Below are 13,227 nucleotides of genomic sequence, written 5' to 3'. Positions count from 1 at the left end.
TGCCGGACCCTTCCGACTGTGGAGCGCCAGGCCCGGGTTGCACGGACTCTTCCTACTGAAAGTAGGACGTACTCTGGTAGTACCGCTGACGCCTGGCGAGGAATCATGTTCCTCGCGACAGAAGAAAGATTAGCAGCTCAACGCCGGTGTGCCGAATCGTGGTTCGGGGGCGACCGGGCCGGCGGATGCGGCCCTTGTCGCCGGGGTGGGGAACGCGAAAGGGTCCGGCACCTGTGTGGTGCCGGACCCTTCCGACTGTGGAGCGCCAGGCCCGGGTTGCACGGACTCTTCCTACTGAAAGTAGGACGTACTCTGGTAGTACCGCTGACGCCTGACGAGGAATCATGTCCCTCGCGACATCAGGAATATTAGCAGTTCAGTGCCGGTGTGCCGAATCGCGGTGCCACGAGGCCGGGCGGGCAGGCTCAGGGGGTGACCGCGTGCTCGGTGAACCCGCCGCAGGGCCGGAATCCGAGGCGGCGGTAGACGGGCTCACCGTCGGAGGAGGCCTGGAGGACCGCGGTGCGGTAGCCCGCGTCGTAGGCCGTGCGCAGGGTGGCCAGGGTGATGGCTCCGCCGTAGCCGCGCCGGCGCTCGGAGGCGAGGGTCGCGATGTTGTAGATCCCGGCGACCCCGGCGAAGAGGAAGACCTCGGCCGAGCAGACCGGTCGCCCGGCCACGTAGCCGACGAGGTAGCGGGCGGGGCAGTCGGGGGAGAGGGCGGACCCGGCCGCGTCGGCGTAGAAGCGGCGGACCGTGGCGGCCGGTGGGTCCCAGTTCGCGGCCACGATCGTCGCGTAGTCGGCGAGTTGTTCGGGAGTTGTCGCGAGGCGGATGTCCAGGTCGTCGGCGGACGGCTCCGGTGGGGCGGTGTGCAGGTCCAGGCACATCCCGGTCTCGGTCTCGGAGGCCTGGAGGCCGGCGGCGGAGAGGAGGGTGGGGAGATCTGGGGGAGTGGTGGCGGGGCCGACCCACCAGGAGAAGGGGCGGCCGGTCGCGGTGAGCGTCCGGACGGTCTCCGTGACCCGGGAGGGAGCGGTGTCGGCGGTGAAGCGTGCCGCCGCAACGATGTTGAAGGTGTCGTCGTCGAGCCCGCTGTCGGCGACGACGAGGTCGGCGGTTTCGGTGACGGTCGCGTGCTCCAGGCGGCGGTGCAGGTGGCAGGCGTGCTCGGCGAGGTTCCGCTCCATGCTGATGGGCAGGTCGGGAGCGGTTGGTTGCGTCTGGTCCATGCCCGTCACGATGCCAGCCGGGGGAGGGGATGCCGAGTGATTAAGTGCCGGGGGGAATGCGGAAGGGTCCGGCACCTGTGTGGTGCCGGACCCTTCCGGTGATGGAGCGCCAGGCCCGGGTTGCACGGACTCTTCCTACTGAAAGTAGGACGTGCTCTGGTAGCACCGCTGACGCCTGACGAGGGCTCATGTCCCTCGCGCTGAATGAAATATTAGCAGCTCAGTGCCCGTGTGCCGAATCGGAGCCGCCGGGGCACCGGCCGGAGGGTGGAGCGGGCCGGCCGGTGCGGCGGGGGAGGCGTCAGACGTCGAACTCGCCCGCGCGGATGGCGGAGACGAGGTCGCGCCATTCGGTGGGGGTGAGTTGGGCGACGGCGTCGGGCAGGAGGCTGCTGCGGACATAGACGGCGTCGGTGGTGATTGCTACCTCTGGGCAGTTGCCCGCATTGGAGCACGCGTTGGGCCGGGTCCAGGAACGGTTCTCCATCGGCTATATCTCCTTCTTGATCTTCGCGATCAGATCGCGGGAGTCGGCAACCGAGAGAGACCTGTCAGCCATCTGTTCAACGACTGCGCGGTACTCCTCCAGGTGCTCAGCCAGATGGAGGAAGATCGGGCCCTCCATGGAGTCATAGCTGACGGTGTCGAGCCTGGGTACGAGCCCGTTCGCGTAGTAGATGGCCTGGCCGGGTCCCTTGAAGCCTCCAGCCGCGAAGCTGATCACTCGAAGCGTGACATGTGGCAGCTGGGACAACTCCAGCATCCAGTCCAGCTGTTCCCGCGCCACGTCACGGCCGCCGAACTGCATGCGAAGAGCCGCCTCGTGGACGATCGCCGTGTATGGATGGGTGCCTTTCGCCATCAACATCTCGGATCGCAGCATCCGTTGCTCGACACGCGTCTCAACGACGCGCGGAGTCAACCGGACCTGGTTGTCCTGGAAGATCGCGCGACTGTAGCGCTCCGATTGCATGGGGCCCGGCGGATGGCAGATCTGGTACGAGTACATGCCCTTCGCATGGTGCTCGAACTCGCAGATGTCGAGGAAGCCCTGCGGAACCGATCCGCGATACTCCTCCCACCAACCCTTGGTCTTGTCGCCCGCAATCGCCGCGAGGGCCTCGACGTACTCGGAGTCGGCTTCGCCGTACTTCTGAGCCAGCGCGACCACTCGTTCGGGAGACACGGAGTAGGTCGCCTGCTCGATGAGTGTGATCTTCGTGCGATCCACGCCAAGGACGGTGGCCGCCTCTGTGGTGGTCGTACCGGCGGCATCGCGCATCTTCCTCAGCTCGATGCCAACCCGCTGCTTGCGTGCACTTGGGGTAGGTGGCATGTGCCCAAGCATCCACCGGGGCACTACAGCGAGTCCAGCCGCATTTAGGGGTACATGTGTGAGAAGTGCTCGCACATGTACCGTCCTATGCCCTACAGTCTGTGATGCACCGATCACCGAACGGATCGTCAGTAACGCCGCTCGGGCACCGAAGAACACCCATGTCCAGTGGGTTCGTTCACGGCGACGCATCCGCCGGTCTCACCCTTTCCCCCATCGGGAGACACTGTGCGCAACATCAACTCCCCCTCCCTCACCCTCTCCCGCGACGCCCTCCGCGACGGCATGGCCAGCGCCGGCTGGCCGCCCTCCCTCATCGCGGACGCCGAGCTCGCCATGGTCGAACTCATCGTCAACGCGTGGCGCCACGGCGAGACGACCTCCCCGGTCATCCTCATCGACCACCGCGTCGACACCCTCCGCGTCGCCGTCTCCGACCGCAGTCCACTCCTCCCGAACCTGGGCCCCCATGCCCTCCTCTCCGAGACCGGCCGGGGCCTCCAGCTCGTCGCCGGCCTCACCCACCGCTGGGGTGTCGACCCCCAGTACCTCGGCAAAACCGTCTGGTTTGAGCTGCGGCAGGACGGTGCCGCGTGAGCGCCCACCACCCGATCCACCCCGCCGACCCGGCCCTGCTCCACCTCACCTCGCGCCAGGTCACCGAACTCATCGTGGAACTCCGCACCGAGGGACGTGAGTTCGGCCTCCTCTGGCCGTCCGCCATCCCCGGTGACATCAACCTCCACGGCCGCCGCCTGGTCGACATCGGCAACGTTCCGGCCAGCACTCTGATCAACCTCCTCGCGCTCATGCGCGAGTACAAGCGCAACCGCGACGTCCGCCACCGGCTGGAGTGACGACACCTTCCCGGGAACAGTCCCGCTCTGTGATCCTGTTCGCATGCTGCTCCCCGACGTCGCCTCGCAGACCGTCCTCATCGAAGTGGTCCGGATCGCGGATCCGAGGAGCGCCTACGGCTCGGACTCCGTCACCGGCGAGGTCCTCACCGTCTGGGATTCCGAGCACCTCCGGCAGGCCCTCGACCTGATGGGCGAGCTGCCGGAGGGCGAACTGCGCCGGTGCTTCGCGCCCGGGTACGGGATCCGGGCGCACGGCCCCGGCGGGCTCCTCTTCGAGGTCTCCTTCTGCTTCAGCTGCCACGGCGTCTGGCTCGCCGGCCCCGGGGTGCCGTCCGACCTCCACGGCATGCAGGCCTTCGACGCCGACAGCCCGCCCGCCCGCGAACTGCTCCACCGCTTCCGTACGTCCGCCGGAAATCCGGCGTGACACCTCACCCCTGACCGGACCGACCGCACCCCGAGGAGCCGCCATGCCCGTACCGCAGAAGCCCGCCGACCCGTACGCGGCGATCGGCGTCGTGGGCCCCGCCCCCGAAGGGGTCACCCTGCCGCTGCCGCCGGTGTTCGACTCGGTGGAGGAGGAGCGTCGGTACCGCAAGGAGCAACTCGCCGCGGGCTTCCGCCTGTTCGGGCGGTTCGGCTTCTCGGAGGGCGTCGCCGGGCACATCACCGTCCGCGACCCGGAGCGCCCGGACCGGTTCTGGGTGAACCCGTTCGGCATGAGCTTCAGCCAGATCAAGGCCTCCGACCTGATCCTGGTCGACCACGAGGGCACCCTGCTGCACGGCACCCGCCCGGTGAACCGGGCCGCCTTCGCCATCCACTCCCAGGTGCACGCCGCCCGCCTCGACGCGGTCGCCGCCGCCCACTCGCACTCGCTCCACGGCAAGGCCTTCTCCAGCCTCGGCATCCCGCTCGCCCCGCTGACCCAGGACGCCTGCGCCTTCTTCGAGGACCACGGCCTGTACAGCGACTACCGGGGCGTCGTGACCGACACCGAGGAGGGCAAGAGGGTTGCCGCCGCGCTCGGCAGCCACAAGGCCGTCATCCTGCAGAACCACGGCCTGCTGACCGTCGGCCAGTCCGTGGCCGAGGCGGTCTGGTGGTTCGTCACCATGGAGCGCTCCTGCCAGGCGCAGCTGCTCGCGATGGCGGCCGGCACCCCCAAGCCGATCGACCGGGAGACCGCGCTGATCACCCGGGGCCAGGTCGGGACCCCGCTGGCCGGCTGGTTCCAGGCCCGCCCGCTGTGGGACCAGATCACCGTCTCCGACCCCGACCTCTTCGACTGACGGCCCCCGCCCTCCCCGCCCCCTCCCCGTCCGCCCATTCCTCGGAGAAGCCCCCCGTGCCCGCCACCCCCGCCCAACGCAGGCTCCGGATCGCCGTGTTCGGCGCCGGCTCCATCGGCTGCCACCTCGGCGGCATGCTCGCCGCGACCGCCGACGTCACCCTGATCGGGCGGCCGGCGGCGATGGCGGCGATCGACGCGGCCGGGCTGACCCTCACCGGCCCGGGCGGGGCCCGCCGCGAGGTACGGGGCCTGACCGTCGCCACCGACCCGGCGGCCGTGGCCGGCGCCGACCACGTCCTGGTGACCGTGAAGTCCGCCGACACCGCGACCGCCGCCCGCGAACTCGCCCCGCACCTCGGCCCGGACACGGTGGTGGTGAGCTTCCAGAACGGCCTGCGCAACACCCGGGCGCTCGCGGCCGCGCTGCCCGCCCACCGGGTGCTGGCCGGCATGGTCCCGTACAACGTGGTGCGGACCGGGCCCGCCGCCGTTCACCAGGGCAGCGGCGGGTCGCTGATGCTGGCGGCGGGGGAGGGGGCCGCCGCCCTCGCCGGGGCGGCCCGGGCGAGCGGGCTCCGGCTGGACCTGCGGCCGGACATGCCGGCCGTCCAGGCGGCCAAGCTGCTGCTGAACCTCAACAACGCCGTCAACGCGCTCTCCGGGCTTCCACTGCGCGAGCAGGTCGGGCAGCGGGCGTTCCGGCGGTGCGTGGCGCGCTGCCAGCGGGAGGCGCTGGCGGCGTTCCGGGCCGCCGGGGTCGCACCGGCGCGGCTCGGCCCGGTGCCGCCGGGGCTGATGCCCTGGGTGCTCGGCCTGCCGGACGCCCTGTTCCAGCGGCTGGCCGGGGCGAGCCTGCGGATCGACGCCACCGCCCGCTCCTCGATGTGGGAGGACCTCCAGCGCGGCCGCCCCACCGAGATCGACTCGCTCCAGGGCGAGATCGTCGCCCTCGCCGAACGCCACGGCCTCACCGCCCCCGCCAACGCCCGCCTGATCACCCTCGTCCGCCGGGCCGAGGCCGCCGCCCCCGCCGCCACCCCCGCCTGGACCGGCCCCGCCCTCCTCGCCCAACTCCCCCCGGCCCGCTGACGGGTGGCGCCCGTCGGCCTGGTTGGATCGCCGCATGACGGACTGGTCGCGCCTCCACCACGCCTACGGCTCCGCCGAGGACGTACCCGCCCTGCTGGACCGGATCGCGGCGGAGCCCAGCGCCGAACTCTGGAACGACCTGTGGTCGGCCCTGTGCCACCAGGGCAGCGTCTACCCGGCCAGCTTCGCGGCACTGCCCTGGCTGGCGGACACGGCCGGGCGCGGGGACCGGGACCAGGCGGTCAACGCCGTGGTGCTGGCGGGCGCGATCACCGCCGGAGCCGACCAGCTGCGCGAGGCGGGTGACGTCCGCGCGGAGCACGCTGCGGAGGTCGCCGGACTCCTGGCAGCCGCGAACCGGTACCTGCGGACCGCCACGGACCGCGGGGAGTACGTCCACCTCCTGGAAGCCGTCCTGGGCTTCGAAGGCGTCGCGGGCTGGAGCGAGGACCTGGCCTGGGGGCTCGGGAGCGAGGAGTACGAGGTCTCCTGCCCGGGCTGCGGGGCGGGCCTGTTCATCGTCTTCGGCGAGCGCGGCCACTTCTCCACCGGCGAGGACTACGCGCTCGACGACGGGGACATCGAGACCCGGCCCCTGCGGCCGGCCGCCCCCGCGGACCTGGACGGCATCGGGCGGCGCCTCCACGACCTCGCGCTCGCCGACGGACAGCGCGAGGTCGCGCACGCGCTGACCCACGTGTTCGGCGGTGCGACCTGCCCCGACTGCGGGACCGACTTCCCGGTCGCCGACCGGATCCGGGCCGAGGGCTGAGCCGACTGCCGAGCTGCGACCGCCGGGCGGCGGGCGGCGCTTGCGGGCGGGCGCCGCTCAGTAGTCGAACCAGACCACCAGCCGGACGTTGTCGTCACCGTGCTGCGAGGCGAGGGCCTCCATGACCGTCCAGACCGGCTTCCACTCGCCGCCATCGCGGACGGCGTCGCGGCGGTCCATCCGCTCGGAGCGGTAGACGACGTCGTCGACCACCCACTCGCTGCCCTCGGGCCAGGTCCGGACCTCGCCCGGCTCCGGCCCCGGTCCCGGTGTCGGCACCGGTTCGGGAATGCCGAGGGTCTCGCCGAAGCGCCGGTTCCAGGCGCTCTTGCCGACGAGCGTGAGCCCGTCGGGGGTCCGCCGGTACTCGTGGAGCCGGCTGTCGGGTGCCTCCGCCGCCTCGGCCCAGTCCACGGCCCTCACCTCGGCCCAGGTGATCCAGGTGGTGCCGTAGAAGGTGGTCCCGTACGTGTCCACCGCCGCCCGCACGGTCTGCGAGGCGTCCGGCGGCAGCCCGCGATCGGCGGCCAGCGGGCGGAAGTTGGCGTGGTTGCGGACCCCGAAGAGGCAGCCGAAGGCGTCGTAGTTCCTGGTGGTGTTGAGGAGGTCGAGGGCGACGGCGGCCTGCCAGGTCGGCTTCCCGTCCTCGTCGCGCGGGAACCATGCCCGGCACTCGATGAATCCGTTGATGTCCGTTCCCATGCCGGGCATTCTCCAGGCCGCCCGCGCGAGAAGTCGGCCCGGCCGACTTCCCGTGCGGCGCCCGCGTCGGCTCAGTCGCGCGGCCAGGGGCGGCCGTCGAGCCGCTCGATGCCGGTGTTGAAGCGGCGCAGGAAGCCGGCGAAGGAGGCGATGTCCTCCTCCGGCCAGTCCGTCATCACGAGGTTCAGTGCCCGTACGTGCGCCTCGCGTTCCGCGTCCAGCCGGCGGCGGCCCTCCTCGGTGAGGCGGAACTTGCGGGCGATGCCGCCGTCCGGGTCCGGGATGCGTTCGAGCAGTCCCGCGCTCTTCAGGGCCGCCGTCTGCCGGTTGAGGGTGGAGACGTCCAGGGCGAAGGCGTCGCTCAGCTGGCCGATGGACATCGGCCCTTCGGCGTCGACCCGGCTGAGCAGGATGTAGGCGCTGCGTTCGAGCTGGCTGCCCTCGGGGCGGGCGTTGACCTGGCTGAGGTCGCGGTGCCGGGCGAACACCAGGAACTCGAGGGCGACCTCGTGCGTGGGGCTGGTCATGTCGAAGTCCCTTCATCACCGCTTCGACCTGCGGGTTCTCCGTGGATCACCCTTCAGTATGCCAGAGGCGTGCGCGGCACACATGATGTGCATTGCGCACATCCTGTGTAAGCTGACCGTCTTGTGTTTCATGCACATCGTGTGTTTTGTGCATGTTTCCGCTCTCGAACGCTCTTCGAACGTTCTTCGACTGCTCTTCGACCGCCCGAGGAGGCCCGTCATCAACGGCCCCGCCCCCACCCCCCGCACCGGTCCGATCGTGGCGGTGCTCGCCTTCACCGGCACCGTCGCCGCGATCATGCAGACCCTGGTCACCCCGCTGATCAGCCAGCTCCCGCAACTCCTGCACACCAGCGCGTCCAACGCCTCCTGGGTCATCACCGCGACCCTGCTCTCCGCCGCCGTCTTCGTCCCGATCAGCGGCCGCCTCGGCGACCTCCTCGGCAAGCGGACGATGCTCATCGCCTCCTGCGTCCCACTGCTGCTCGGCTCGGTGCTGTGCGCGGTGGCCGACTCCGTGGTGCCGATGATCGCCGGACGGGCCCTGCAGGGCATGGGCATGGGCCTGGTGCCGATCGGCATCAGCCTGCTGCGCGACGTGCTGCCGCCCGAGCGGCTCGGCTCGGCGATCGCCCTGGTCAGCGCCTCCATGGGGATCGGCGGCGGCCTCGGCCTGCCGATCGCGGCCGGCGTCGCCGACTACGCCAGCTGGCGCGTGCTGTTCTGGGGCACCGCCGTGCTGGCCGTCGTCATCATCGGCCTGCTCTGGGTCATCATCCCGGCCCCGGCCGCTTCCGCTTCCTCGGACGGCCGCCCCGCCACCGGGGGGCGCTTCGACTACGTCGGCGCGATCGGCCTGAGCGTCGGCCTGGTCTGCCTGCTGCTGCCCGTCTCCAAGGGCGGCGACTGGGGCTGGGGCAGCACCCGGACCCTCGGCCTGTTCACCGCCTCCGCCGCGATCCTGCTGCTCTGGGCCCGCTGGGAGCTGCGCGTCAGCGAGCCGCTGGTGGACCTGCGGGTCACCGCGCGCCCCCGGGTGCTGCTGACCAACGCCGCCTCCGTCCTGGTCGGCTTCGGCATGTACGCCCAGGCGCTGATCGTGCCGCAGCTGCTCCAGCTGCCGGAGGCCACCGGCTACGGGCTCGGGCAGTCGATGCTGGCGATGGGCCTGTGGATGGCGCCCGGCGGGCTGATGATGATGGTCGTCTCCCCGTTCGGCGGCAAGCTGTCGGCCGCGCGCGGACCGAAGTTCACCCTGGTCGCCGGGGCGCTGACGATCGCCGTCGGGTACGGGCTGGCGCTGCCCCTGATGGGCTCCACCTGGGGCGTGCTGATCGTGACGATCGTCTGCAACAGCGGCGTGGGCCTGGCCTACGGCGCGATGCCCGCGCTGATCATGAGCGCGGTGCCGCTGACCGCGACGGCCTCGGCGAACAGCTTCAACACCCTGATGCGCTCGCTGGGCACCTCGGTGTCCGCCGCCGTGATGGGCGTGGTGCTGTCGCAGATGACCGTCACCCTGGGCGGCCACACCCTGCCCTCGGAGGGCGGCTTCCGGGTCGGCCTGGTGATCGGCTGCGGCGTCGCGCTGATCGCGGCCGCCGTCGCCGCCGTCATCCCCGCGCCGCCCGCGTCCCGGCTGCGCTCCGTTCCGGTGCCGGCGGGGGCCGGCGCCGAGGAGGCGGACCAGGCCAAGGCCTGAGCTCCGCCGGTCCTCGAAGCCCCGCCCCGGGCGCGCCGTGCTCGCGCGCCCGGGGCGGTCCGTCTTTCCCGGTCCGCCGTTCCGCCGGGCCCGGGCCACTCGGACGGGTCAGGAGCTGTCGCTGTGGAGCGGGATGTTGCCAAGCATGGGGACGTACGGGCCCCTCGGCCGCCGAACACCGACCAGGAGAGGGATCCCTCGGTGCGTGAACTCCACAGTCCCCCCAGCCACCGCCGACCGGGCCGGAGGTGGACGCCACAGCGGACGGTCGCGCTGATCGTGGCGGCCTCCGGCGTCGCCGTGCTCGCGGCCTGCAGCAGCAGCTCCTCGGGCACGGCGGCCGGCTCGGCGTCGGCCACCCCGCCCAACGCGGGCGCCTTCTCCGGCGAGCCGCCCTCCGCCGTCGCCTCCGCCGCCGAGTCGCTGCTGGCCTCGGCGTCCGCGGCCATCGCCTCGGCCTCGGAGGCCTCCGCGGCGTCCGTCGCCTCCAAGGCCGCGGCGGCCTCCGCCTTCGAGGCCTCCGTCTCGGCGCAGCAGGTGACGACCAGGGAGAAGGCCGCCTCGGTGCTCAGCGGGGAGCCGGACGGCGGCAACGCGGTGAACGACGTCGCGATCACCGGCATCAACCGGCAGAACACCGGCGGCCTGCACGCCGTGGTCGTCACGATCCGCAACCGGGGGCTCGAAGCGGCCTCCTACGCCGTCCAGGTCGACTTCACCGACACCAGCGGCAAGACCGTGGACAGCGCCGTCGTCGGCGCCGAGAACGTCCCGGCGAACGGCACGGCCGAGCCCGTCGCCTTCAGCAGGCAGCCGGCCGACCGGACGCTGCTGCCGGTGGTGGTCAAGGCCGTCCGGTACTGACGCCCGCCCTAGCGGAAGTCCGCCGCGTGGTCCCGCACCCAGCTGCGGACATCGCGCGGCGGACGCCCGAGCACCTCCCGCACGGTGCCGGTCACCCGCTCCGGCTCCCGGGTGACTCCCAGGCGCGCAGCCGGGCCGCCACGAACGCGGCGTTGCCCCAGGCCGCCGTCAGCTCCTCGCGGGCCGTCTCCGGCGGCAGCTCCTCCCACCGCACCGCGACGCCCAGCTCCTCGCCGATGATCCCGGCCGGCTCGGCGTGCGAGAGCGACTCCGGGCCGGTGAGCACGTACGCGGCGCCGCCGTGCCCGTCCTCGGTGAGCGCCCGCACCGCGACGTCCGCGATGTCCCGCTCGTGCACCGGTGATCGCCGCGCCCGCCCGTACGGCCGGCGGACCACGCCCTCCCGCACCTGGTCGGCCCAGGCCGGCAGGTTGCCCGCGAAGTCGATCGCCCGGACGAAGGTCCACTCCAGGCCCGAGCGCCGGATCAGCCGCTCGATCTCCTGGTGGAAGACGACGGCCGGCTCGTCGTCGGCGAGGTCCGCCACGTCCGTCGACAGGTAGACGACCCGCCGGGCGTGCCGGGCGATCAGCTCCACCACCCGGGGCCGCACGGGCAGCCCGGGCCACATCAGGTAGACCGCCTCCACCCCGCCGGCCAGCGCGGGCTCCAGGCTCTCGGGTCGGGTCAGGTCGCCCTGGACGGCCTCGACGCCCGCCGGAAGCCGGGACGTCGCCTCGGCCCGCACCAACGCCCGCACCTCGTGGCCGCCTTCGACCAGCGAGGCCACAACGTGCCTGCCCGCACTGCCGGTTGCGCCGATCACCAGAACCTTGGTCATGCCCGCCCCCGACACCGGTGCGCCCGGGGCTATGCCCGGGCGGCTACCGGCCCGACTCCACCAGCCCGACTCCACCAGCCCGACTCCACCGGCCCGGTTCGCGGGCGCGTCCCGGGTTACGTCACGCCGCCGGGGGGTTACGTGACGCCGTCCGCGCGTTCCCGCTGCCGGGTGCGGTAGGCGCGGGAGCGGCAGCGGGGCGAGCAGTAGCGGGGCGGGCGGCCGCCGGGGCGCGGGCCGTCGGGGGAGGGGGCGGGGGCCGTCAGCGGGCCGCCGCAGGCGGGGCAGGCCGGGGCCGGTTCGGGCTCCTCGTCGGGGGCCGGGGCGTCCGGGACCGGGTGCGAGGTCAGGCCCAGCCGTTCGGCGACCACGCCGGCCTGGAAGCGGCTGTGCGCGCCGAGGCCGTCCAGCAGGTCCGAGACGTGGCGGCGGCAGGTGCGCAGGGAGATGCCGAGGCGGCGGGCGATGGACTCGTCCTTGAGGCCCTTCGCGAGCAGCACCAGGATGCTCTGCTTCATCGTCTTGGTGACGTCGTGCGCGGCCTGCGGGCCGCTGGCGAACGGGGCCGCGTTCTCCCAGTCCCGTTCGAAGACCGTCAGCAGGTAGGAGAGCAGGTCGGGCTCGCGGATGATGAGGGCGCCGCCGGAGCTGGCGGGCAGCAGGGCCAGCGAGCCGTCCACGATGATCAGCTGCGGCAGCACCTCCGGCAGCGTCCGGATCTCGGCGCCGGCCTCGATGAGCTGCTCGGCGTGCACCCGGGTGGGCTGGTCGAAGCGGGTCGCGTGCTGGTAGAGGCTGCGCATCCGGACGCCCCGGTCGAGCAGCGCCAGGTCGCGCGGCAGCGCCTCGCGCAGGGCGGCCGGGGAGAACGAACCGCCGTGCTTGGAGACCAGTACCTCGCTGCGGCAGGAGTCGATCACGTCGGCGAGCAGCGAGCGCACCGCGAACTTGTCCGGCAGGCGGTCGATGGTGCCCTGGGGGAAGGCGTGCTGACGGGCCTGGAGGTAGACGGGCACCAGTGCCGCGAGGCCGTCGCGCTGTTGCTGGACGATCCGCCGCTGCTCGCGCAGGGCCTCCTCCCGGGCGCGCAGGGCGGTGTCGCGGGCGGAGAGCAGCTGGGCGGTCGCAGCCTGGGGGCTGACGGGCTGCCAGGCGACCGGGGGCGCGTCCGTACGGCTCCCGTCCGTGCGGCGGTCGTCGGGGAACAGTTCCTGGAGGAGGCAGGCCCCGGTGAGCTGCCGGACGGCCGCCTCGCACTCCGGCAGGGTCAGGTCGGTCTCCGACGCCGCCTGCGCGAGGGTGGCCGGGGTGAGGCGCTCGTGCACCACCGTCCACCGGTAGAGCGTGACGGCCGCGCTGTCGAGCGCGGGCACGTCGGCGGTCGGGTCGGGGCCGGTCGGGTCGGGGCCGGTCACGGGGTGCATCGCATGCCTCCTAAAGCTGCCAGGCAGGCTCATGATCCCCTGCGGGGGATGCCGTGGCCATCCGGCGCCTGGCAGGGTGACGAGCACGGACCGGGCGATGCGGCAGGAACTGCGGAAACGCCCGGAACGTGTGGAACCGTCCCCGAAGTGATGGGAGTTGTCGTCATGCGAGGAATCGTGACGCGGACACTGGCCGTGGTCGCGCTGGGTGCCGCCGCCTGGTTGGGCGGGGTGGCCCCGGCCGGCGCCTCCGTGTTCGACGGCGCGACGCTGACGGAACCCGGCGGCGTGCACGACGGCCACCACTGCGTCCAGACGACGGCCTGGGGCGACGCCTGGTGCCCGGGCAAGCCGCTGAGCTGACGCGTCGTCGCGGGCGACTCCCGTCCCCTCCTCATCGAAAGGGAAGTCCTGTCATGCACATGGCTCTGAAGCGTTCCGTCCGTACCGCGCCCACCGCCACCGGCCGGGCCGGCTCCGCGTCCTCCGCCTCCTCCGCCGGGGCCTCCGCAGGGCCCGCGAGCTGATCCGCCTGGTGAAGTGACGTAGCGCGCCCTGCACGGGAAGTCGGCGGAGTCGACTTC

The 13,227-nt window shown here is 72.4% G+C and carries 16 protein-coding genes; 9 read left to right on the top strand and 7 right to left on the bottom strand.

The features are described 5' to 3' along the window. Positions 1 to 425: 425 nt before the first annotated feature. From ACFRQN_RS31860 to ACFRQN_RS31850, 3 genes are all read right to left on the bottom strand, one after another. A complete protein-coding gene (locus ACFRQN_RS31860) occupies positions 426 to 1,190 on the bottom strand; it encodes a GNAT family N-acetyltransferase (protein WP_380743801.1) in 765 nt (254 codons plus the stop codon). 343 nt (positions 1,191 to 1,533) lie between these two features. Next, positions 1,534 to 1,719 (bottom strand): DUF397 domain-containing protein, encoded by a 186-nt coding sequence (locus ACFRQN_RS31855; protein ID WP_380743787.1) that lies wholly within the window; start codon positions 1,717 to 1,719, stop codon positions 1,534 to 1,536. A 3-nt stretch (positions 1,720 to 1,722) separates the two neighbouring features. Beyond that, on the bottom strand, positions 1,723 to 2,568 hold the full coding sequence (locus tag ACFRQN_RS31850; RefSeq protein ID WP_380743785.1) for a DUF5753 domain-containing protein: 846 nt from the start codon (positions 2,566 to 2,568) through the stop codon (positions 1,723 to 1,725). 228 nt (positions 2,569 to 2,796) lie between these two features. On the opposite strand from ACFRQN_RS31850, the gene ACFRQN_RS31845 reads away from it, so the two are divergent. The 6 genes from ACFRQN_RS31845 to ACFRQN_RS31820 are packed head-to-tail and all read left to right on the top strand — an operon-like array spanning position 2,797 to position 6,583. Further along, the gene (locus ACFRQN_RS31845; RefSeq protein WP_380743783.1) at positions 2,797 to 3,165 is read left to right on the top strand and encodes an ATP-binding protein; all 369 of its coding nucleotides are present in this window, start codon (positions 2,797 to 2,799) and stop codon (positions 3,163 to 3,165) included. Next, on the top strand, positions 3,162 to 3,425 hold the full coding sequence (locus tag ACFRQN_RS31840) for a hypothetical protein (protein WP_074005068.1): 264 nt from the start codon (positions 3,162 to 3,164) through the stop codon (positions 3,423 to 3,425). Before ACFRQN_RS31845 ends, ACFRQN_RS31840 begins: the two co-directional genes overlap by 4 nt. A gap of 43 nt (positions 3,426 to 3,468) precedes the next feature. Beyond that, on the top strand, positions 3,469 to 3,855 hold the full coding sequence (locus tag ACFRQN_RS31835; protein ID WP_049650290.1) for a hypothetical protein: 387 nt from the start codon (positions 3,469 to 3,471) through the stop codon (positions 3,853 to 3,855). Between the two features lie 43 nt (positions 3,856 to 3,898). Then, the gene (locus ACFRQN_RS31830; protein ID WP_380743781.1) at positions 3,899 to 4,720 is read left to right on the top strand and encodes a class II aldolase/adducin family protein; all 822 of its coding nucleotides are present in this window, start codon (positions 3,899 to 3,901) and stop codon (positions 4,718 to 4,720) included. Positions 4,721 to 4,776: 56 nt separating this feature from the next. Beyond that, on the top strand, positions 4,777 to 5,811 hold the full coding sequence (locus ACFRQN_RS31825) for a 2-dehydropantoate 2-reductase (RefSeq protein ID WP_380743779.1): 1,035 nt from the start codon (positions 4,777 to 4,779) through the stop codon (positions 5,809 to 5,811). A gap of 34 nt (positions 5,812 to 5,845) precedes the next feature. Next, positions 5,846 to 6,583, top strand: coding sequence for a hypothetical protein (locus tag ACFRQN_RS31820; RefSeq protein WP_380743777.1), 738 nt, complete (start codon positions 5,846 to 5,848; stop codon positions 6,581 to 6,583). Positions 6,584 to 6,640: 57 nt separating this feature from the next. On the opposite strand, the gene ACFRQN_RS31815 is transcribed toward ACFRQN_RS31820, so the two are convergent. Then, positions 6,641 to 7,285 (bottom strand): hypothetical protein, encoded by a 645-nt coding sequence (locus ACFRQN_RS31815; protein ID WP_380743775.1) that lies wholly within the window; start codon positions 7,283 to 7,285, stop codon positions 6,641 to 6,643. A gap of 71 nt (positions 7,286 to 7,356) precedes the next feature. Next, positions 7,357 to 7,812 (bottom strand): MarR family winged helix-turn-helix transcriptional regulator, encoded by a 456-nt coding sequence (locus tag ACFRQN_RS31810; RefSeq protein WP_049650286.1) that lies wholly within the window; start codon positions 7,810 to 7,812, stop codon positions 7,357 to 7,359. A gap of 220 nt (positions 7,813 to 8,032) precedes the next feature. On the opposite strand from ACFRQN_RS31810, the gene ACFRQN_RS31805 reads away from it, so the two are divergent. After that, entirely contained in the window at positions 8,033 to 9,514 is a 1,482-nt protein-coding gene (locus tag ACFRQN_RS31805) for an MFS transporter (RefSeq protein WP_380743799.1), read from the top strand. Positions 9,515 to 9,715: 201 nt separating this feature from the next. Continuing rightward, positions 9,716 to 10,378, top strand: coding sequence for a hypothetical protein (locus ACFRQN_RS31800; RefSeq protein WP_380743773.1), 663 nt, complete (start codon positions 9,716 to 9,718; stop codon positions 10,376 to 10,378). 91 nt (positions 10,379 to 10,469) lie between these two features. Here ACFRQN_RS31800 and ACFRQN_RS31795 read toward each other — a convergent pair whose 3' ends face one another. Continuing rightward, complete coding sequence (locus ACFRQN_RS31795) at positions 10,470 to 11,219, bottom strand: SDR family oxidoreductase (RefSeq protein WP_380743771.1); 750 nt, start codon at positions 11,217 to 11,219, stop codon at positions 10,470 to 10,472. A 137-nt stretch (positions 11,220 to 11,356) separates the two neighbouring features. Next, entirely contained in the window at positions 11,357 to 12,643 is a 1,287-nt protein-coding gene (locus tag ACFRQN_RS31790; protein WP_380743769.1) for a LuxR C-terminal-related transcriptional regulator, read from the bottom strand. A gap of 165 nt (positions 12,644 to 12,808) precedes the next feature. Between ACFRQN_RS31790 and ACFRQN_RS31785 the strand changes: the two genes are divergently transcribed. Continuing rightward, complete coding sequence (locus tag ACFRQN_RS31785) at positions 12,809 to 13,006, top strand: hypothetical protein (protein ID WP_143204680.1); 198 nt, start codon at positions 12,809 to 12,811, stop codon at positions 13,004 to 13,006. Positions 13,007 to 13,227: the final 221 nt, after the last annotated feature.

Source organism: Kitasatospora sp. NPDC056800, assembly GCF_042789775.1.
GTDB lineage: Bacteria > Actinomycetota > Actinomycetes > Streptomycetales > Streptomycetaceae > Kitasatospora.
Note: the sequence above shows the minus strand (reverse complement) of the source record. Positions and strands in the feature narration are given on the sequence as shown.

Excerpts from the sequence above, each read along its gene's own strand:
- ACFRQN_RS31830 (WP_380743781.1), top strand. The coding sequence starts at position 3,899 with ATGCCCGTACCGCAGAAGCCCGCCGACCCGTACGCGGCGATCGGCGTC.
- ACFRQN_RS31790 (WP_380743769.1), bottom strand. The coding sequence starts at position 12,643 with ATGCACCCCGTGACCGGCCCCGACCCGACCGGCCCCGACCCGACCGCC.
- ACFRQN_RS31810 (WP_049650286.1), bottom strand. The coding sequence starts at position 7,812 with ATGACCAGCCCCACGCACGAGGTCGCCCTCGAGTTCCTGGTGTTCGCC.
- ACFRQN_RS31785 (WP_143204680.1), top strand. The coding sequence starts at position 12,809 with ATGCGAGGAATCGTGACGCGGACACTGGCCGTGGTCGCGCTGGGTGCC.
- ACFRQN_RS31835 (WP_049650290.1), top strand. The coding sequence starts at position 3,469 with ATGCTGCTCCCCGACGTCGCCTCGCAGACCGTCCTCATCGAAGTGGTC.
- ACFRQN_RS31795 (WP_380743771.1), bottom strand. The coding sequence starts at position 11,219 with ATGACCAAGGTTCTGGTGATCGGCGCAACCGGCAGTGCGGGCAGGCAC.
- ACFRQN_RS31850 (WP_380743785.1), bottom strand. The coding sequence starts at position 2,568 with ATGCCACCTACCCCAAGTGCACGCAAGCAGCGGGTTGGCATCGAGCTG.
- ACFRQN_RS31820 (WP_380743777.1), top strand. The coding sequence starts at position 5,846 with ATGACGGACTGGTCGCGCCTCCACCACGCCTACGGCTCCGCCGAGGAC.
- ACFRQN_RS31815 (WP_380743775.1), bottom strand. The coding sequence starts at position 7,285 with ATGGGAACGGACATCAACGGATTCATCGAGTGCCGGGCATGGTTCCCG.
- ACFRQN_RS31860 (WP_380743801.1), bottom strand. The coding sequence starts at position 1,190 with ATGGAGCGGAACCTCGCCGAGCACGCCTGCCACCTGCACCGCCGCCTG.
- ACFRQN_RS31855 (WP_380743787.1), bottom strand. The coding sequence starts at position 1,719 with ATGGAGAACCGTTCCTGGACCCGGCCCAACGCGTGCTCCAATGCGGGC.